The organism is Solibacillus sp. NPDC093137, assembly GCF_050280445.1.
GTDB lineage: Bacteria > Bacillota > Bacilli > Bacillales_A > Planococcaceae > Solibacillus > Solibacillus isronensis_B.
The window spans coordinates 2,230,416-2,249,691 of sequence record NZ_JBNNVH010000001.1; the positions used below are offsets into that span (position 1 = coordinate 2,230,416).

Genomic DNA, 19,276 nt, shown 5'->3' on the forward strand with positions numbered 1-19,276 from the left:
TAATGCTCTACAAAAATTAAAAACCCATTTCCGGAAATCCGGAAATGGGCAGAGGTATTATTTCATACCATATTTTTTGTTGAAGCGATCTACACGTCCGTCTGCAGAAGCGAACTTTTGACGACCTGTATAGAATGGGTGACATTCGTTACAGAACTCGATTGAGATCTTTTCTTTAACTGAACCTGTTTCAAAAGAATTACCACAAGAGCAAGTTACTGTTGCTACTTTGTAATCTGGGTGGATACCTTGTTTCATATTCGTTTTCTCCTCTCGCCCTGAACCATCCGGAACAGAGTATTTTCGAACTGCACCTTACATAGCCCGAATATGTCACTACATACGTAATGTGTTAAGGTCAGCTATATATGTGCACGTTTCATACTTAAAGAAGTATAGCAAGTTTTAAAAAAGGTTGCAACTATTTTATATTATTTTACGAAATTGAATGTATGTAGTTCCTCACTAAATCAAGAACTTGATTTTCATTTCGGGCAATGTTCTAAAATTCTATAACAACCCTTTACCGTTCGTAGCTTTCTTCATATCTGTATCAAGCTTTTCAAAGAATTCTTCGTTTGTTTTTGTTGTGCGTATTTTGCGTAAGAACTTTTCACCGAAGTCATGTGAATCGCTGAATGTTTTACGGATTGCCCATAATTTATCAAGCTGGTCTTTCGGAATAAGAAGCTCTTCTTTACGTGTACCTGAACGGCGGATATCGATTGCCGGGAAAATACGGCGTTCTGCCAAGCTACGATCCAAGTGCAGTTCAAGGTTACCCGTTCCTTTGAATTCTTCATAAATTACTTCGTCCATACGGCTGCCTGTATCAATAAGAGCAGTCGCTAAAATTGTTAAACTGCCGCCCTCTTCGATATTGCGGGCAGAACCGAAGAAACGTTTCGGACGGTGGAATGCAGCAGGGTCAATACCACCTGAAAGTGTACGGCCACTTGGCGGGATTACTAAGTTATAGGCACGTGCTAAACGTGTAATCGAATCCATTAAAATAATAACATCGCGTTTTTGTTCTACTAGACGTCGTGCACGTTCCAAAACGATTTCCGCTACTTTTACATGGTTTTCAGGCACTTCATCAAACGTTGAAGATACTACGTCTGCATTAACTGAACGTTCGATATCCGTTACTTCTTCCGGACGCTCATCGATAAGTAGTACGATCAGTTCCGCTTCCGGATGGTTTGTCGTAATCGCATTGGCAATTTCTTTTAATAAAGATGTTTTACCGGCTTTTGGCGGCGCAACAATTAAACCACGCTGACCAAAACCAACCGGCGCTACTAAATCCATAATACGCGTCGAAAGTTTTGTAGGAACTGTTTCCAATTTGATATGGCGATTCGGGTAAAGCGGCGTTAATGCAGGGAAATGCACACGTTCTTTTGCAACTTCAGGGTCCTCGCCATTTACAGCATCAACTTGCAATAAGCCATAGTAACGTTCATTTTCTTTTGGTGGACGAACTTTCCCTGAAACTTTATCACCATTTCGTAAATCGAAGCGACGAATTTGGGAAGCAGAAATGTAAATATCCTCTTTTGAAGGAGAGTAGTTAATCGGGCGCAGGAATCCGAAGCCGTCTGTAGGAATAATTTCCAAAACACCTTCCATGAAGAAGAAGCCTTCTTGTTCAGAGCGGGTTTTTAAGATTGCAAAAATTAGTTCCTTTTTATTTAGCTTACTAGCATTTGATAATTTGTATTGCTTCGCTAAAGCATATAATTCTTTTAATGTCATGCTTTCTAATTGAGCAATTGTTAATGCTGTCATACGTTTTCTCCAGTCTATTAAAATTTAATTTGAAAAAATTAAGTTATTGTTTAGGAATTTGTGTAAGAGAAGTATACTACACTTTATTTGAAAGATGCCCAGTTTTTACACTGGGCATTTATTATATTATAGTGCAAGTAATTTGAAAATGGGCATTTTCTATTTGAGGCTACTTACATTATACGGGAAGTTAAATTTGGTCATACTTTGGTTTTTTTTCAATGCTGTGGCGACCTTCGATAAAACGTACTGTTCCTGTTTTTGCACGCATAACAACTGAATGTGTAAGTGCATAGGAACCTTTATATTGAACACCGCGTAAAAGCTCAGAATCTGTTACAGCTGTTGCTGCAAAAATAGCATCATCGCCTTTAACTAGGTCTTCCATCATTAATACTTTATCTACGTCGACTCCCATTTTTACGCAACGAGCAAGCTGTTCTTCATCTTCAGGCACTAGTTTCGCTTGGAAATCGCCACCTAAACATTTTAATGCAACTGCCGCAATAACGCCTTCTGGGGCACCACCCATACCGAACATAATATCGATACCAGTTTCATCGAATGCTGTGTTAATCGCTGCACCTACATCACCGTCTTGGATGAATTTAATACGTGCACCCGCTTCACGGATTTCATCGACAATATGCTGATGACGTGGACGGTCTAAAAGTGTTGCTACCACATCGGAAATATCTTTATTTTTTGCCTTTGCCACTTGCAATAAGTTGTACGTAACAGAAGCGTTAATATCAACTTTTCCTGCTGCTTCCGGTCCTACAGCTATTTTATCCATATACATATCAGGCGCATTTAATAGATTGCCACGGTCTGCAATTGCCAGTACTGTCATCGCGCCATTTGTACCTTTTGCTACGATATTTGTACCTTCTAATGGATCTACTGCGATATCAACTTCAGGTCCGCCATTTCGAAGCCCTAATTCTTCACCGATATAAAGCATCGGTGCTTCATCCATTTCTCCTTCACCAATTACAACTGTCGCATGCATTGGGATTGTATCAAACATAACACGCATCGCTGTTGTTGCTGCGTCGTCCGCTTCATTTTTAAGTCCGCGTCCCATCCATTTCGCTGATGCAATCGCTGCTGCTTCTGTTACACGTACTACTTCCATTGATAAACTACGTTCCATTTTGTGTTTGCCTCCTGTAATCGGTTAAAACCGATTTTAACAGCCTAAATTAACTGCTTTTTTGAATTGTATTATGAACTAACATATTTTCATTACCCAAATATATATTATCATACTCTCATCGTTGCGCGATTCTGATCACGAATTATAGCAAATTTATGCATTATTCTTTGTATTAATGACAATGGACTCTTTACGAATATTTGCCCCGATTGCACACAGCTTTTCGATTAACGAACTATAGCCGCGCTCAATATGGTAAATATCGTGAATTTCTGTTTCACCTTTTGCGATAAGTCCAGCCAATACTAATGCAGCACCCGCGCGTAAATCTGTTGCCGTTACCGTGGATCCTTCCAAAGATGCAGGTCCTTGAATGATGGCAGTGTTGCCTTCAACACGAGCTTTTGCACTCATACGTCGCAGTTCATCTATATGCTTGAAACGAGCAGAATAAATCGTATCTGTAATCATCGAAGTACCTTCCGCCTGTGTCATTAATACAGATAAAGGCTGTTGAACATCAGTCGGGAATCCTGGGTAGACAAGTGTTTTTACATCAATTGCCTGCAGTTTCTTTTGCTTGGAAATAAAGATGCTTTCCTCATTCTCTTCCACAGTTACACCCATTTCGCGAAGTTTCGCTGTGACGGCTTCCATGTGAAGCGGAATAACATTATCGATGAGTACACCATCACCAATTGCTGCAGCCATAATCATAAATGTAGCTGCTTCAATCCGGTCCGGTATAATTGTATGTTTTGTACCTTTTAGCTCATCGACACCTTCAATACGAATAACGCTCGTTCCTGCCCCTTTAATGTTGGCACCCATATTGGTTAATAGTGTTGCAACATCAATAATTTCAGGCTCTTTCGCTGCATTTTCGATTGTAGTTTTCCCTTTTGCACGCACTGCTGCAAGCATAATATTAATTGTTGCGCCGACACTTGCAACATCCAGGTAAATTTTCGCACCGATTAGTTCTTCTGCGCGTAAATAAATGGCACCGTGCTCATTTGTTACTTTTGCTCCTAAAGCTTCAAAACCTTTAATATGTTGATCAATTGGACGCGGCCCTAAAAAACATCCGCCTGGCATGCCGATTACCGCTTGTTTAAAACGTCCAAGCATGGCACCCATCATATAATAGGAAGCACGTAATTTTTTAACATTGCCGTTTGGCAGCGGCATCGCAACCATTTTTGATGGATCAATCTTCATCTTGCCATTTTCGAATGTTACTTCGCCGCCAATTTCTTCAAGTAGTGCCTTTAACGTCCATGCATCTGAAATCTCTGGAATTCCTCCAATGGTAACGGAAGAATCAGCCAAAATTGATGCAGGAATTAAAGCAACTGCGCTATTTTTTGCACCGCTAACGGTTATTTTACCTTTTAGACGATTTCCGCCTTGAATTTTATAAACATCCATTTTGTGTTCTCCCTTACATTGGACAAATTTCACAGTAAAGTAGACTGCAACTGCTGTGAGGTATTCTTATTATTTCCCTTCACGCTTTGCCCAATCCGCTAAAAATCCTTCAATTCCTTTGTCTGTTAATGGATGATTAAACAGTTGCTGTAAAACTTTGTATGGAGTTGTTGCAATATGTGCGCCAGCTAATGCAGCTTGCGTAATATGTTGCGGGTGACGAATAGATGCGGCAATAATTTCCGTGTCAATTTCGTGGATAGCAAACATTTCCGCAATTTCACGGATTAATTCTACGCCATCTTGACCAATATCATCTAGACGTCCTAAGAATGGAGATACATAAGAAGCGCCTGCACGTGCTGCCATCAATGCTTGGTTAGCAGAGAAAATTAATGTTACGTTCGTTTTAATCCCTTTTTCAGAGAAGTGTTTACATGCTTTTAATCCTTCCGGTGTCATTGGAAGTTTTACTGTAATATTCGGGTGAATCGCTGCCAATTCTTCCCCTTCACGAATCATTCCTTCAGCGTCTAAAGAAATTACTTCACCAGAAACCGAGCCGTTTACCAGCTCAGCAATTTCACGTAAGCGGTCGTGGAAATTCACGCCTGATTCTTTTGCAACTAATGATGGGTTTGTCGTTACACCTGAAAGAATCCCCCAAGAGTATGCTTCTTTAATTTCGTCAAAGTTTGCTGTATCGATAAAAAATTTCATTATAATAGCCTCCGATTTACATTTGATTATAAAAACACATCTCGCTCAATTTGTGAACGAGATGTCTTATGTTGAAAAACACGTGTTCACAAAGAAAAGTACGCTTATTTTGTGCACTTTTCTTTTGTGGATTCATTATTCCGCATTAATAGGTAGAATTTCTGCCTTGAAAACGTATCGGCAGATGAAGACTCCCGTGAAAGAAGGTTCACTCTATCAATTAAGCTTTTCCAGAGCTGCCGAATTCGCGCATTTTACCGATTACTGTCGCTTTAATCGCTTCACGAGCTGGACCTAAATATTTACGTGGATCATATGTTTTCTTATCATTTTCTAAAAATTCACGGATTACTTTCGTAGCCGAAATTTGGTTTTCTGTGTTGACATTAATTTTTGCTGTACCTAAAGAAATTGAACGTTGAATATCTTTTGTTGGAATACCAGTTCCACCATGTAATACTAACGGAACATCTGTCAACGTTGAGATTTCTTCCATTTCAGCAAATCCTAAGTTTGGTTCGCCTTTGTAAGGACCGTGAACAGAACCTAATGCTGGAGCTAAACAGTCAATACCTGTAGCTTCAACTAGTGCTTTACATTCCTGTGGGTTTGCGTACATAATGCCGCCAATGACACCGTCTTCCTCGCCGCCTACAGTACCAAGTTCCGCTTCAACAGATACACCTTTTGCATGTGCATACTCCACAACTTGTTTAGTCGTTTGAATATTTTCTTCGAATGGATGGTGTGAAGCGTCAATCATAACAGAAGAGAAACCAGCATCGATTGCTTCTTTACATTTATCGAAGCTTGAACCATGATCTAAATGAATTGCTACTGGAACAGTTGTTTTGTAGCTTTCCATTAAGCCTTCAACCATTTTTACTACAGCAATGAAGCCGCCCATATATTTTCCGGCACCTTCAGAAACACCTAGAATTACCGGTGATTTTTCTTCTTCTGCTGCTTGTAAAATGGCTTGTGTCCATTCCAGGTTGTTAATATTGAATTGACCTACTGCATAACCTTCTGCTTTTGCTTTAATTAACATTTCTTTCATTGAAACTAATGCCATTATTAAAATCCTCCTCGAAGATACATAAATAGTTTGCTGCTAGAAAAACATAGTTTGCGCAAAATGCTTTTTTTAAGTATTTTTTTCATCGTCTATTCCATGCAAAATCACATGAATTGACAAAAACATTTAGATTAATCATAACAAAAACAGACAGTATGCGCTACTGCCTGCTCGCCTGTTTCATTTATATTTTTTCAGTCTTTTCTACTAGTTTATTAACTTCATCACGTACTTCAAAAATATTAAAAGGTTTGGTAAAGTATTTTATCACACCTAATTCGTTCGCTCTGTCCATCATATGCTGTTCCACATAAGCAGTCATCATCATTACAGGTAGCTCCGGGTGATCTTCTTTCAAACGGGCTAAAATCTCCAGTCCGTCCATTCCGGGTATTTTCATATCCAGCAGGACGCAATCGAGAGCATTTTCCTGTGCAATTTTTATTGCGTCAAATCCGTTTGCCGCTAGATAAGTTGTGAATCCTTCTTTTTTAAATACTTCATTTAGAAGCATCCTTATTCCCTGCTGATCATCTACTATTAGTATCCCCTTCAATGTGATCCCCCATTATAATAATAATTTATCCCGGATTAACGGGTAGTAAGACTCCCGCCTCTGTACTTATCAAGGGCGAAAAGGATAGGCGGGAGATCAACTACCCATAAATGCCCGATTGGTTCAACTAACAATCAGTGGGCAAGAACCCCCCACTGATTGAAGTTTCACTTTATATAAGTTACATTCTATTACTAAATTGATTTCCCCTCTTTTATCGAGAGAGTTTGTGCTTTTGCTTTTTTATGTGCACAATTTTATAATAACTTTGAGGTGTTAATATGTCTAAAATTTTAACTACGCAATTAACAGGTCTTCTACAGCGCATTCAGCAATCTGAAGAAGAATCTATTGAAGAAACTGCAAGATTATTGGCACAGGCAGCAATTGGGCAAGGAACAATTTACTTTGCGGCATTTGGTGAAATGAAAGCTGTTGCAATAAATGCAGAGCTTGGTGAAGGTAAATTTGCTAAGTTTGCACGCTATACAGAAAATGTTGAACTTTTGCCTGCTGACCGTGTAATTATTCTTACTCGACACGCAACAGATGAACAAGCATTAAAACTTGCTCAGCAACTGCATGCAGAGTTTATCCCATTTGCGGCTGTCGCAAGTGAAATGGCCGGCGATGAAAATCCGTTAAGCGATCTTGCTTATACGTATATTTCATTGAAAGTGCGCGGTGGCATTTTGCCGCATCCTACAAAGCTCGGCGAACGCATCGTATTTCCACATCTTATTGCAGCTTTATATATTTATGAAGCAATTAAGATGGAATTCGACGAAATGCTCGTGGACGATGATGAAGAGGACGACGAATTAATGGACAGCCATCCGTCTCCATTCGCATAATTTATTGACGACTCTTAATCCATACTGGTATGGGGGTCGTCTTTTATATTTTTATATTTATATGTGCCTCTCTTTGATTAGAAGGTAAATTAGTTGTTCGGAGTGAAGGCGGCGACTCCCAGGGGCCAAGCACGTGGGAGAGACTTGGAACAAAAGCTAGGAGCGCCACGTCCTGTGGCAACGCTTTTGTGACCAACATCGTGTTGGCCTCGTGCCCCCAGGAAAGCGTCCGCCGTAACGGAGAACAACGGATACAAAGTAGGTATACAAATTAAGCAGCTCAAACTTTACTATCGTAAAATTGAGCTGCTTTTAATTTTGGAGCTACTTTTGCCCCAACTCTTTATTTTTTATTATTAAACGCTGCGCCAACAAACTCACGGAATAATGGTTGTGGACGTTGTGGACGTGAAATTAATTCTGGGTGGAACTGGCCAGCCACAAAGAATTTCTTTTCCGGTAACTCAACAATTTCTACTAATTTATTGTTAGGAGATAATCCTGAGAATACCATACCTTCCGCTTCCATTGCTTCACGGAATTCATTGTTGAACTCGTAACGGTGACGGTGACGTTCGTATACTAACTCTTCACCATTGTAAGCCGCGCGTGCACGAGATCCTTCTTTTAATTTACATGGATATAGACCAAGACGTAATGTTCCGCCGATATCTGTATCTTCTGTTTGATCCGGTAAGAAATCGATAATCGGATACTTCGTGTTTTTGTCCAGTTCTGTTGAGTGTGCACCTTCCAAGCCCATAACATTACGTGCAAATTCTACAGTCGCCATTTGCATACCTAGGCAAATACCGAAGAACGGTACATCGTTTTCACGTGCATAACGGATCGATTCGATTTTTCCTTCAACACCACGGTCTCCGAAACCACCTGGCACTAAAATACCGTCTGCTTGTCCTAGCAATTCATCAACATTTTCCGCTGTAACGTGCTCAGCATTGATCCAGTCGATTACGATATCTGAATTGTATACATAACCTGCATGTTTTAACGCTTCTACAACTGAAATATAAGCATCTTGCAATTCTACGTATTTACCTACTAAAGCGATACGTGTTTTGTGCTCCAGGTTTTTCACTAAATGTACAAGCTCTTTCCAATCTGTCATATCCGCTTTTGGCGCTGTAATACCGAAATGATCAAGAACGATTTGGTCAAAACCTTGTGCATGAAGATTTAATGGCACTTCATATAAATGTTCTGCATCACGTGATTCGATAATATCAGAAGGTTTTACGTCACAGAATAACGCGATTTTTTCTTTCATGTCTTGTGGAACTGGTTGTTCTGTACGTAATACGATAATATTTGGCTGAATACCTAATGAACGCAACTCTTTAACAGAGTGCTGTGTCGGTTTTGTTTTCATTTCACCAGCAGCTGCAATATAAGGCATTAATGTACAGTGGATGTACATTACATTTTCATGGCCTAAATCACGGCGCATTTGGCGAATCGCTTCTAGGAATGAAAGTGATTCAAAGTCACCTACTGTACCACCGATTTCCGTAATAACAACATCAGCAGAAGTTTCACGGCCAGCACGTTGTACACGTTCTTTAATTTCATTTGTTACGTGAGGAATTACTTGAACTGTACCACCATTGTAGTCACCGCGGCGCTCTTTATTTAGTACCGATTGATATACTTTACCTGAAGTAACAGTTGAGTGTTTACCAAGATTAATATCGATGAAACGCTCATAGTGACCTAAGTCTAAGTCCGCTTCTGCACCATCATCTGTAACGAATACTTCACCATGCTGGTATGGACTCATTGTACCTGGATCAATATTTAAATATGGATCAAATTTTTGAATTGTTACTTCCAATCCACGATTTTTTAATAGACGACCTAAAGATGCTGCTACAATCCCTTTACCAAGTGATGAAACTACCCCACCTGTTACGAAAATATACTTTGTCATACAAATTCCTCCTTCTTTTAAAACAAATTAGAAAAACACTCTATTGCTTCCTAAATGCAAGGGAATGTTTTTCTAATTAAAAACGCATGAAAAAATAAAAAACGCTCCTCCTGCACTATTTTGCAGGGGGAGCGTATAACTTATACGGTCAATCTCCTCTTTAAAGGAGCCCAAGTAAAAGATTATACGGAACTGAAATAGAAGTCAAGCACTTTCAATTTCCAATGTGAAAATTGATTACTTTAAATCTTCGTCTTCTTCTAATTCCTCATCTAACTCTTCGTCTATTTCTTCTTCATCATCCTCGATAATAAATGTATCATCTTCATCGATTATTTCTTCATCGATGTCAGGATCGATTTCTTCAATATCTTCTTCTACGAAGTCGATTTCCTCATCCACTTCTTCCTCTTCTTCGTCGTCAACGAATTCATCGTAATCTTCCTCGAATAATACATCCTCTTCTTCAAGGTCGATAACTTCATCTTCGTCTTCGTCGTCAACAGCTTTTGCTTTCTTCTTACGTGTCTTAATTGTTGGCGCTGTTTCTTCTTCGATTGTTTCTACTTTATACCACTCACGTAAACCCCAGCCATTTTCTTGGTTTAATAAAAAGCGGCCTTCTACGTTTAAGTCAGTATAAAATTGTACTAAACGTGATTTTAAATCTTCATCCGAAATACCATTTAATGCTTGAATACCTTTTAATAATTCATTTAACGGCATTGCTTGTTTTTTATCTTCTAATAGTGCGTATGCTAAGTCGATTAATGACTCTTCTGCTAATTGTTCATCTGTCATACCACGAAAGTTCAAATCGTGCACGTCCTTTCCATTCTTACATGTCTATTTATCAATTACGACTCGGCGTAATTGCGTTTGGATTCGTCTTCCAAATCCTTAACATCTGCCGAAGATCTTATACCCGCTCTTGTCGTTGCTTGTACAACAACTGGATGGATGTAAGCATAATACCCATTATATACAAACATGCTATCACTATGCTAGTTTCATTTCTTGTTTTTTAAATTTGTTACTTTTTTATAGGCAACATAAAATAAAATGAAGGATAAAAGCAGCAAAGGGATTGCTGCTAGTTGTCGGTTATATAAAAAGAAGGTTGCGATTAGGCATGCTAAAATTAAAATATAATGTACATACTGTTGCACTATTGCGCACCTTCCTTCATCAGATCGTCCATGTATTTACTAGTATAACGAAAATTTCCGCACTCGTGGTATTCTAAGTTCATTTTTTTGCATTTTTTACTAATAACTAAGTAAATAAGGCTAGTTATTAAGTTGTTTTTTGCATGCTACAAACAATAAATCTGTTATCCCCTACATATTTCGGCGGTATTGGCCGCCTACTTCATAGAGGGACTGTGTAATTTGGCCAAGGCTCGCTACTTTAACCGTTTCCATTAATTCTTCAAAAATATTGCCACCTGTTTTAGCTACTTCTTTTAATCGATCAAGCGCTTTTTGGCTATTGTCCGCATTTGATTCTTTAAAGCTTGCCAAGTTTGCAATTTGCAAATCTTTTTCTTCTTTAGAAGCACGTGCGATCTCCATGTTATCGATTGCTTCTTCAGATGGCGGATTCGGGTTTAAATACGTGTTCACGCCAATAATCGGCAGTTGTCCTGAATGTTTTAAATGCTCATAGTGCATCGATTCTTCCTGGATTTTTCCGCGCTGATACTGTGTTTCCATCGCACCAAGTACCCCGCCGCGATCATTCATGCGGTCAAACTCTTCCAGCACCTTCTCTTCCACCAGCTGTGTAAGCTCTTCAATAATGAATGCCCCTTGTAACGGGTTTTCGTTTTTCGATAAGCCGTGCTCTTTTGTAATAATCATTTGAATCGCCATCGCGCGGCGTACCGATTCTTCTGTAGGCGTTGTAATTGCCTCATCGTACGCATTCGTATGCAGTGAGTTACAGTTATCCTGTAATGCCATTAATGCCTGCAGTGTTGTACGAATATCATTGAAGTCGATTTCCTGTGCATGCAGACTGCGGCCCGATGTTTGAATATGATACTTCAGCTTTTGCGAGCGGTCATTTGCGCCGTACTTTTCACGCATGACAACAGCCCAGATGCGACGTGCTACACGACCGATAACTGTATATTCAGGGTCAAGACCGTTCGAGAAGAAGAAACTTAAGTTCGGTGCAAAATCATCGATATTCATACCGCGGCTTAAATAATACTCAACATACGTAAAGCCGTTTGCCAATGTAAATGCAAGCTGCGAAATCGGATTCGCCCCGGCTTCGGCAATATGGTAGCCCGAAATGGATACCGAGTAGTAGTTTCTTACTTTATGATCGATGAAATATTGCTGGATATCGCCCATCATACGCAGCGCAAATTCTGTTGAGAAGATACAAGTATTTTGCCCTTGATCCTCTTTTAATATATCTGCCTGTACGGTACCGCGCACCACTTGCAATGTTTGTTCACGTGTTTCTGTAAATTCTTCCACCGTTAAAGTACGGCCTAGCTCCTGTTCACGCTTTTGTACTTGCTGATCGATTGCTGTATTCATAAACATTGCCAGAATAATCGGCGCAGGTCCATTAATCGTCATCGATACAGATGTAGAAGGTGCAAATAAATCAAAGCCCGCATAAAGTTTCTTCATATCATCCAATGTACAGATGCTTACACCAGACTCCCCGACTTTTCCGTAAATATCAGGACGTGTATGTGGATCTTCCCCGTATAATGTTACCGAATCGAATGCCGTCGATAAACGCTTCGCATCATCATCTTTTGATAAGTAGTGGAAACGCTTATTTGTACGTTCTGGAGTTCCTTCACCAGCAAATTGACGCTTCGGATCTTCTCCCTCCCGTTTGAACGGGAAAACCCCTGCTGTATACGGGAATTCACCTGGTACATTTTCTTTATACACCCAGCGTAAAACTTCGCCGTAATCTTTAAAGTTCGGCAGCGCGACTTTCGGAATTTTCAAGCCTGAAAGCGATTCGGTACGTAAAATTGTTTTAATTTCCTTATCACGCACTTTCGTAATAAGTTCGTCGCCAGCGTAAGCTTCTTTTAATGCATTCCAATTTTTCAGTATACGCTTCGATTCTGCAGTTAATTCATTTTGAACGCCTTCCAGTAAAGAATCAATTGATGCAGTTAATGCTGTTTCACTTTCCGGAAGCAGTGCTTTCGTTCCTTCAAGCTGATACCACTTCGTTGCCAGTAATGCCTGCTGTTCCGCATGCTTATGATAATTTCTGATCGTTTCCGAGATTTCGCGCAAGTAATAGCGACGGTCATTCGGAATAACAATGTTTTGCTTTTGTGTTTTCACGAATTGCTCATACGAAGTTTCCCAATCTAAACCGAACTTTTCATTAATTTTTGCTACAAGAGCTGCAAATAATGAGTTCGTACCTAAATCGTTGAACTGTGAAGCGATCGTCCCGAATACAGGCATATGATCAAGCGGTTCTTCCCATAGCTCACGTGAACGTTGGTATTGTTTCTGAACTTGACGCAATGCATCTTCAGAGCCTTTTCGTTCAAACTTGTTGATCGCAATCAAATCCGCAAAATCGATCATATCGATTTTTTCAAGCTGTGTCGGTGCACCGAATTCGCTCGTCATTACATACATCGAAAGGTCTGTATGTTTCGTAATTTCAGCATCCCCTTGCCCGATACCACTTGTTTCAACAAGGATTAAATCAAATCCTGCTGTGCGTACAACATCGAGTACATCGCCAATTGAACTTGATAATTCCGTATGGGAGCCGCGTGTTGCCAAACTGCGCATATAAACGCGGTTGTTAAAGATGGCATTCATGCGGATACGGTCGCCTAATAAAGCACCGCCAGTTTTTTGTTTTGTCGGATCGACTGAAATAATCGCAAGTTTTTTATCCGGGAATTCTTGCAGGAATCGGCGAATCAGTTCGTCTGTCAACGAAGATTTCCCTGCACCGCCTGTACCTGTAATCCCAACTACCGGTGTGTTTAAACTTTTAGTTCGTGCAAGCTGCAGCATTTCTTCAATTTCTGGATCCCCGCCATTTTCGGCAGCTGTAATTAAATTCGCCAAAATTTCCGGTGTATCGGTCGTAAGCTTTTCCAAAAGTTCTTTGAAATTACCTTTTAGTGTAGAAAAATCCGCACCTTCAAGCTTTTTGTTTATCATCCCTTGTAAACCTAATTGGCGCCCATCTTCCGGTGAAAAAATGCCGGCAATGCCGTAATCATGCAGTTCCTTAATTTCGCGCGGCAATATGACACCACCGCCGCCACCGTAAATTTTAATATGTGGTGCCCCTTTTTCACGAAGCAGATCGTACATATATTTGAAATATTCAATATGACCGCCCTGATATGAAGATAGTGCCACCCCTTGCGCATCTTCCTGTATTGCAGCATTAACCACTTCCTCTACAGAACGGTTGTGGCCTAAATGAATGACTTCAGCCCCACTTGACTGTAAAATTCGGCGCATAATATTTATTGAAGCATCATGCCCATCAAAAAGGCTCGATGCTGTGACAAAGCGAATATGATTTTTTGGATTGTATACTTCAGTTTTCCCCATGTTAATAACCCCTTTGTTATGTTGGAATAATGAAAAATAGCCATGCGAAGCAAACTGTTTAACTAGTTGCTCTACATGGCGATTCTCCTTTCCTAATTTTCAAACTGCATAATGCCTTGTAAAAACATTGTTGTTTGCAATTTTATATATTGATCGATCGTATATCTTTTTTGTAGTGCCCACTTACGGAATGCCCAACTTTGCCCTTGTACGACGATGTGATTTGCCGCTAAGTAGATTGCATCTTCAGACAGCGTTAAATTGCCGGCTTCAACACAGTCTTTTAATATACGTTCAAAGATTGCGACCATTTCAAGCTCTTTATCGAGAATGTAATGCATCGCAGCTTTTTGCAATGACTTCGTTTCCTGATACATAATCGTAAACTCCTCAGGCATTTGATCAATAAGCAAATAATATTGACGGATTGCCTGTTTCAAACCTTCGATTGTACCTGTATCGGAAGGGAAATCGGTTAAGCATTTCGTTACTTCATTGAAAATATTGTCACATACTAAAAATAAAACATCTTCTTTCGTACGAATATATTCATATAAAGTCCCGATAGAAAAACCGGCCGCTTTTGCAAGTTCTCTTGTTGTTGCACGATGAAATCCTTTTTCCTTGAAAAGCTTTACACCGGCATCGATAATTTGCTGACGGCGTGCGATAATTTTATTTTCATCTTTTATTGACGATTGGACGTGCAGCTTATCATTTTTTGCCATAGGCTATTTCGTAATCATACGCGAAATTACGAGGCGTTGAATTTCTTGTGTACCTTCATAAATTTGCGTGATTTTCGCATCGCGCATATAACGCTCTACCGGGTAATCCTTCGTATAACCATAGCCGCCGAATACTTGAACAGCTTCTGTCGTTACTTTCATCGCTGTATCACCTGCAAGCAGTTTTGCCATTGCCGATGCTTTTCCGTATGGTAAGTCGTTTGATTCCAGCCATGCTGCCTGATACGTCAATAAACGAGAAGCTTCAATTTCTGTTGCCATATCTGCTAACTTGAATGATATACCTTGATTTGCTGTAATCGGCTTGCCAAATTGAACACGCTCTTTTGCATAGTCAACCGCTGCATCCAATGCACCCTGTGCAATACCTACTGCTTGAGCTGCAATTCCGTTACGTCCACCATCAAGTGTTTTCATAGCGATAACGAAACCTTGACCTTCTTCACCTAATACGTTTTCTTTCGGTACACGGCAGTTGTCAAAGATGATTTCTGTCGTTGGAGATGAACGAATTCCTAGTTTCTTCTCTTTTTTCCCTACAGAGAATCCCGGGAAGTCCGCTTCAACGATAAAGGCAGTCGTGCCATTTTTCGCTTCCGGATCAGTAACCGCAAATACTACATAAATATCTGCAACCCCGCCATTTGTGATGAAGATTTTCGAACCATTTAAAATATAGTCGTCGCCGTCTTTTACTGCATAGGTTTTCATTCCGCCTGCATCACTGCCCGAAGCTGGTTCTGTTAATCCGTAAGCACCGATTTTTTTACCTTCTGCCATTGGACGAAGATATTTTTGCTTTTGCTCTTCGTTGCCGAATTTAAAAATCGGCCAGCCTGCAAGTGATGTGTGTGCTGACAGTGTTACCCCTGTCGATGCACAAACACGTGATAATTCTTCAACTGCGATACAGTATGCCAAGTAGTCAAACCCTGCTCCGCCGTATTCTTCCGGCCAAGGAATACCTGTTAAGCCAAGCTCGGCCATTTTATCGAAAATACCGCGGTCAAATTCTTCGTGCTCGTCGCGGTGCTCTGCTGTTGGTGCTACCTCATTGATTGCAAAATCGCGAATCATTTCGCGTAATTGTTGGTGTTCTTCTGATAATTGAAAGTTCATTTCCCCATGTCCCCTTTTTTAAATATAGTAGAAGGTTTACGTCAACCAATCACATGCTTACTAATAACGATGCGTTGGATTTCGCTTGTGCCTTCGTAAATTTGTGTTACTTTTGCGTCGCGGAAATACCGTTCTACCGGATAGTCTTCGGTATAGCCATAGCCGCCGAAAATTTGTACGGCTTCGATTGCTGTATCCATTGCTGTTTGAGATGCGAACAGTTTTGCCATTGATGCTTCTTTTCCGCATGACAGTCCTTCACTGCGCATGTTTGCAGCCCGGTAAACGAGTAGTTTCGCAGCTTCCACTGCTGTTGCCATATCGGCAAGCTTAAAGCCAACCCCTTGCTGCTTGGCGATTGGTTTTCCGAACTGGATACGCTCTTTTGCATAGGCAGTTGCCGCTTCCAATGCAGCTTCGGCAATTCCTAAACTTTGAGCTGCGATTCCGATTCTACCTACATCCAAGTTGGCCAACGCAATTTTAAAGCCGTCTCCTTCTTGCCCGAGCAGGTTCTCTGCAGGCACTCGCATGTTTTCAAATGTTAGCTGAACCGTACTTGAACCGTGCAGTCCCATTTTCCGTTCATCTTTCCCGATTATTAAACCAGGTGTATTTTTTTCTACAATGAATGCTGAAATCCCGCGTGAACCGGCTTCCGGATTTGTAGATGCAAAAACGATGTACACATCTGCTTCCCCGCCATTTGTGATGAACACTTTCGCACCGTCCACTACGTAATGATCGCCGTCTCGTACTGCCTTCGTTTTCAATGAACCAGCATCACTACCGGCACTAGGCTCCGTTAAACAAAATGCTCCGATCGATTCTCCGCTTGCCAGCTTCGGTATATATTTTTTCTTTTGGTTTTCATTGCCGAAATATAAAATCGGGTTTGTGCCGACAGAAGTATGCACTGACAAAATAACGCCCATTACCGCGCTTACTTTTGATAGTTCATGGATCGCGATAATATAAGAAGTAAAATCCATTTCCGCCCCGCCATATTCAGCAGGTGCCGTAATTCCCATCAGCCCAAGCTCACCCATTTTCGTCAGCAAATGCCTCGGGAACTCGCCCGCTTCCATCTGCTCGATAAACGGCTCAATTTCGGTTTTGGCAAAATCACGGACCATGTTACGCATCATCAACTGCTCATCAGTAAATTGTAAATTCATAGAAGTCCCTCAGCTTTCGTATATGTAGAATCCTCGACCGCTCTTTTTGCCTAACCAGCCGGCTGCCACATATTTGCGTAATAACGGACATGGGCGATACTTACTGTCACCAAGTCCTTCGTGTAAAATCTCCATAATCGACAAGCATGTATCCAATCCGATAAAATCAGCCAATGTTAATGGTCCCATTGGATGATTCATTCCCATTTTCATTACATCGTCAATCGCTTCTTTCGTTGCTACCCCTTCATACAATGCATAAATTGCTTCATTGATCATCGGCAGTAAAATACGATTTGAAATAAAGCCCGGGAAGTCATTCACTTCCACACCTGTTTTCCCCAGTTGCTTTGTCATATCTGCAACCTTTTCGTACACTTCATCAGATGTTGCCAAACCACGGATAATTTCCACAAGTTTCATGACCGGTACCGGATTCATAAAGTGCATACCAATTACTTGCTCCGGACGTTTTGTCACTGCCGCAATTTCAGTAATCGGTAAACTTGATGTATTCGTTGCTAAAATCGCATGCTTTGGTGCAATTTCATCAAGCTGCTTGAAGATCGATTGTTTAATGTCCATGTTTTCGACTGCCGCTTCAATGATAATGTCCGCGTTTTTCGCGTCTTCAATCGTCAATGATTTAGTAATACGAGCTAACACAGCCGTTTTTTCTTCTTCTGTTTTACGGCCCTTTTCAACATCACGTGCCAAGTTTTTCGTGATTGTATTTAAACCGCGTTCGAAAAACTCTTCCTTCATATCATTTAAAATGACATCGTAGCCTGCCTGTGCACAAACTTGCGCAATCCCGGAACCCATTTGCCCAGCTCCGATGACCATTACTTTTTGAATCGCCATTTATTTCATCCCCTTAGTTTGTAACTTCGATTAATACCGCGTCCCCTTGACCGCCGCCTGAACAGATAGCCGCAATTCCCAAACCGCCTCCACGACGTTTCAGTTCATAAGCGAGCGTTAAAATAATTCGGGCACCACTTGCTCCAATCGGATGGCCTAAAGCTACGGCACCACCGTTAACATTTACTTTACTCTCATCCAGTCCGCTAATTTGATTGCTAACTAGAGCAACCGCTGCGAACGCCTCATTAATTTCAATTAGATCAATGTCTGCCAATGTTTTACCTGACTTTTTAAGCAACTCATTTATTACAAGTCCCGGTGTTTGAGGGAAATCTTCCGGTGCTACCCCAACTTCCGCATGTGCAAGAATTGTTGCGAGCGGCTGACGGTTTTCCTGCTGTGCTTTTTCTTCACTCATTAAAACAAGTGCACACGCTCCGTCATTCACACCTGGAGCATTTCCGGCTGTAATTGTGCCATCACTGCTGAACGCCGATTTTAATTTTGTTAGCGTTTCCAAAGTAGTTCCTGCTCGTGGTGCTTCGTCCGTCTTAATATGAAGTGGGTCGCCTTTTCGCTGTGGAATTTCCACTGCTACGATTTCCTCTGCAAATTTACCTGAGTCAATTGCTGCAAGTGCTTTTTCATGACTGCGAACTGCCCATGCATCCTGCTGTTCACGGGAAACCTCAAACTTGCTCGCTGTGTCATTACCGTAAACGCCCATATGCACTTGTTTCGGATGAAAGGCACAAGACAAACCGTCATAAATCATGCCGTCTACTAAACTCGCATCTCCCATACGCAAACCAAATCTACCTTTTGGCATATAGTACGGTGCGTTTGACATCGATTCCATTCCACCTGCCACGATCACTTCTTCGTCCCCTAATCGAATAAGCTGATCGGCAAGAGTAACACTGCGCATACCTGAAGCACATACTTTGTTAATTGTTTCCGTTTTCACATTCCACGGAATTCCCGCTTTTGTCGCAGCTTGCCGTGAAGGGATTTGCCCCTGCCCCGCCTGCAATACGGTTCCAATAATGACTTCATTTACCTCATCTGCTGATACATTGGCTTTCACCAATGCTTCTTTAATTGCAATTCCGCCTAAATCACTTGCTGTTAATGAACTTAATGCGCCACCAAATTTTCCGAATGGTGTTCGTGCGCCGTCTAAAATGACTGTTCTCGACAATCCATACACCCCTTTGTTTGAATTAATCCGAATTTTATA

Annotated in this window: 16 protein-coding genes; 1 reads left to right on the forward strand and 15 read right to left on the reverse strand. The window is 40.9% G+C overall.

The window, feature by feature from the left end:
- Positions 1-57 precede the first annotated feature (57 nt).
- From rpmE to ACQKN3_RS11200, 7 genes are all read right to left on the reverse strand, one after another.
- Entirely contained in the window at positions 58-258 is a 201-nt protein-coding gene (gene rpmE / locus ACQKN3_RS11170) for a 50S ribosomal protein L31 (RefSeq protein WP_008404481.1), read from the reverse strand.
- 252 nt (positions 259-510) lie between these two features.
- Positions 511-1,794 carry a transcription termination factor Rho gene (gene rho / locus ACQKN3_RS11175; protein WP_251689867.1) on the reverse strand — a complete coding sequence of 428 codons (1,284 nt, stop codon included), beginning with the start codon at positions 1,792-1,794 and terminating at the stop codon, positions 511-513.
- A 190-nt stretch (positions 1,795-1,984) separates the two neighbouring features.
- Positions 1,985-2,950 carry a class II fructose-bisphosphatase gene (gene glpX, locus ACQKN3_RS11180; RefSeq protein ID WP_079524630.1) on the reverse strand — a complete coding sequence of 322 codons (966 nt, stop codon included), beginning with the start codon at positions 2,948-2,950 and terminating at the stop codon, positions 1,985-1,987.
- A 156-nt stretch (positions 2,951-3,106) separates the two neighbouring features.
- Positions 3,107-4,384, reverse strand: a complete 1,278-nt coding sequence (locus ACQKN3_RS11185) for a UDP-N-acetylglucosamine 1-carboxyvinyltransferase (protein ID WP_427711399.1) — start codon at positions 4,382-4,384, stop codon at positions 3,107-3,109.
- A gap of 69 nt (positions 4,385-4,453) precedes the next feature.
- Entirely contained in the window at positions 4,454-5,104 is a 651-nt protein-coding gene (fsa, locus tag ACQKN3_RS11190) for a fructose-6-phosphate aldolase (protein WP_079524628.1), read from the reverse strand.
- Positions 5,105-5,324: 220 nt separating this feature from the next.
- Positions 5,325-6,179 carry a class II fructose-bisphosphate aldolase gene (locus tag ACQKN3_RS11195; RefSeq protein WP_251689869.1) on the reverse strand — a complete coding sequence of 285 codons (855 nt, stop codon included), beginning with the start codon at positions 6,177-6,179 and terminating at the stop codon, positions 5,325-5,327.
- 187 nt (positions 6,180-6,366) lie between these two features.
- On the reverse strand, positions 6,367-6,738 hold the full coding sequence (locus ACQKN3_RS11200; RefSeq protein WP_251689870.1) for a response regulator: 372 nt from the start codon (positions 6,736-6,738) through the stop codon (positions 6,367-6,369).
- 281 nt (positions 6,739-7,019) lie between these two features.
- Here ACQKN3_RS11200 and ACQKN3_RS11205 point away from each other — a divergent pair, with 281 nt between their 5' ends.
- A complete protein-coding gene (locus ACQKN3_RS11205; protein ID WP_427711402.1) occupies positions 7,020-7,592 on the forward strand; it encodes a DUF2529 family protein in 573 nt (190 codons plus the stop codon).
- A gap of 343 nt (positions 7,593-7,935) precedes the next feature.
- Here the strand turns inward: ACQKN3_RS11205 and ACQKN3_RS11210 are convergent, their stop codons facing one another.
- The 8 genes from ACQKN3_RS11210 to ACQKN3_RS11245 form a co-directional block, all read right to left on the reverse strand.
- Complete coding sequence (locus ACQKN3_RS11210; protein WP_427711404.1) at positions 7,936-9,540, reverse strand: CTP synthase; 1,605 nt, start codon at positions 9,538-9,540, stop codon at positions 7,936-7,938.
- Between the two features lie 237 nt (positions 9,541-9,777).
- A complete protein-coding gene (gene rpoE / locus ACQKN3_RS11215; protein ID WP_251689873.1) occupies positions 9,778-10,365 on the reverse strand; it encodes a DNA-directed RNA polymerase subunit delta in 588 nt (195 codons plus the stop codon).
- Positions 10,366-10,880: 515 nt separating this feature from the next.
- On the reverse strand, positions 10,881-14,123 hold the full coding sequence (icmF, locus tag ACQKN3_RS11220) for a fused isobutyryl-CoA mutase/GTPase IcmF (protein WP_427711406.1): 3,243 nt from the start codon (positions 14,121-14,123) through the stop codon (positions 10,881-10,883).
- Positions 14,124-14,215: 92 nt separating this feature from the next.
- Complete coding sequence (locus ACQKN3_RS11225) at positions 14,216-14,851, reverse strand: TetR/AcrR family transcriptional regulator (protein WP_251689875.1); 636 nt, start codon at positions 14,849-14,851, stop codon at positions 14,216-14,218.
- Between the two features lie 3 nt (positions 14,852-14,854).
- A complete protein-coding gene (locus ACQKN3_RS11230; RefSeq protein ID WP_251689876.1) occupies positions 14,855-15,991 on the reverse strand; it encodes an acyl-CoA dehydrogenase in 1,137 nt (378 codons plus the stop codon).
- A 41-nt stretch (positions 15,992-16,032) separates the two neighbouring features.
- Entirely contained in the window at positions 16,033-17,169 is a 1,137-nt protein-coding gene (locus ACQKN3_RS11235) for an acyl-CoA dehydrogenase (RefSeq protein WP_427711409.1), read from the reverse strand.
- Between the two features lie 9 nt (positions 17,170-17,178).
- On the reverse strand, positions 17,179-18,033 hold the full coding sequence (locus ACQKN3_RS11240; RefSeq protein ID WP_251689878.1) for a 3-hydroxybutyryl-CoA dehydrogenase: 855 nt from the start codon (positions 18,031-18,033) through the stop codon (positions 17,179-17,181).
- 13 nt (positions 18,034-18,046) lie between these two features.
- Positions 18,047-19,237, reverse strand: a complete 1,191-nt coding sequence (locus ACQKN3_RS11245; RefSeq protein ID WP_427711411.1) for an acetyl-CoA C-acetyltransferase — start codon at positions 19,235-19,237, stop codon at positions 18,047-18,049.
- Positions 19,238-19,276: the final 39 nt, after the last annotated feature.

What these genes read in the sequence shown, in the direction of transcription:
- rpmE (WP_008404481.1), bottom strand. Translation starts at nt 258, where the DNA reads ATGAAACAAGGTATCCACCCAGATTACAAAGTAGCAACAGTAACTTGC.
- rho (WP_251689867.1), bottom strand. Translation starts at nt 1,794, where the DNA reads ATGACAGCATTAACAATTGCTCAATTAGAAAGCATGACATTAAAAGAA.
- glpX (WP_079524630.1), bottom strand. Translation starts at nt 2,950, where the DNA reads ATGGAACGTAGTTTATCAATGGAAGTAGTACGTGTAACAGAAGCAGCA.
- ACQKN3_RS11185 (WP_427711399.1), bottom strand. Translation starts at nt 4,384, where the DNA reads ATGGATGTTTATAAAATTCAAGGCGGAAATCGTCTAAAAGGTAAAATA.
- fsa (WP_079524628.1), bottom strand. Translation starts at nt 5,104, where the DNA reads ATGAAATTTTTTATCGATACAGCAAACTTTGACGAAATTAAAGAAGCA.
- ACQKN3_RS11195 (WP_251689869.1), bottom strand. Translation starts at nt 6,179, where the DNA reads ATGGCATTAGTTTCAATGAAAGAAATGTTAATTAAAGCAAAAGCAGAA.
- ACQKN3_RS11205 (WP_427711402.1), top strand. Translation starts at nt 7,020, where the DNA reads ATGTCTAAAATTTTAACTACGCAATTAACAGGTCTTCTACAGCGCATT.
- ACQKN3_RS11210 (WP_427711404.1), bottom strand. Translation starts at nt 9,540, where the DNA reads ATGACAAAGTATATTTTCGTAACAGGTGGGGTAGTTTCATCACTTGGT.
- icmF (WP_427711406.1), bottom strand. Translation starts at nt 14,123, where the DNA reads ATGGGGAAAACTGAAGTATACAATCCAAAAAATCATATTCGCTTTGTC.
- ACQKN3_RS11225 (WP_251689875.1), bottom strand. Translation starts at nt 14,851, where the DNA reads ATGGCAAAAAATGATAAGCTGCACGTCCAATCGTCAATAAAAGATGAA.
- ACQKN3_RS11230 (WP_251689876.1), bottom strand. Translation starts at nt 15,991, where the DNA reads ATGAACTTTCAATTATCAGAAGAACACCAACAATTACGCGAAATGATT.
- ACQKN3_RS11235 (WP_427711409.1), bottom strand. Translation starts at nt 17,169, where the DNA reads ATGAATTTACAATTTACTGATGAGCAGTTGATGATGCGTAACATGGTC.
- ACQKN3_RS11240 (WP_251689878.1), bottom strand. Translation starts at nt 18,033, where the DNA reads ATGGCGATTCAAAAAGTAATGGTCATCGGAGCTGGGCAAATGGGTTCC.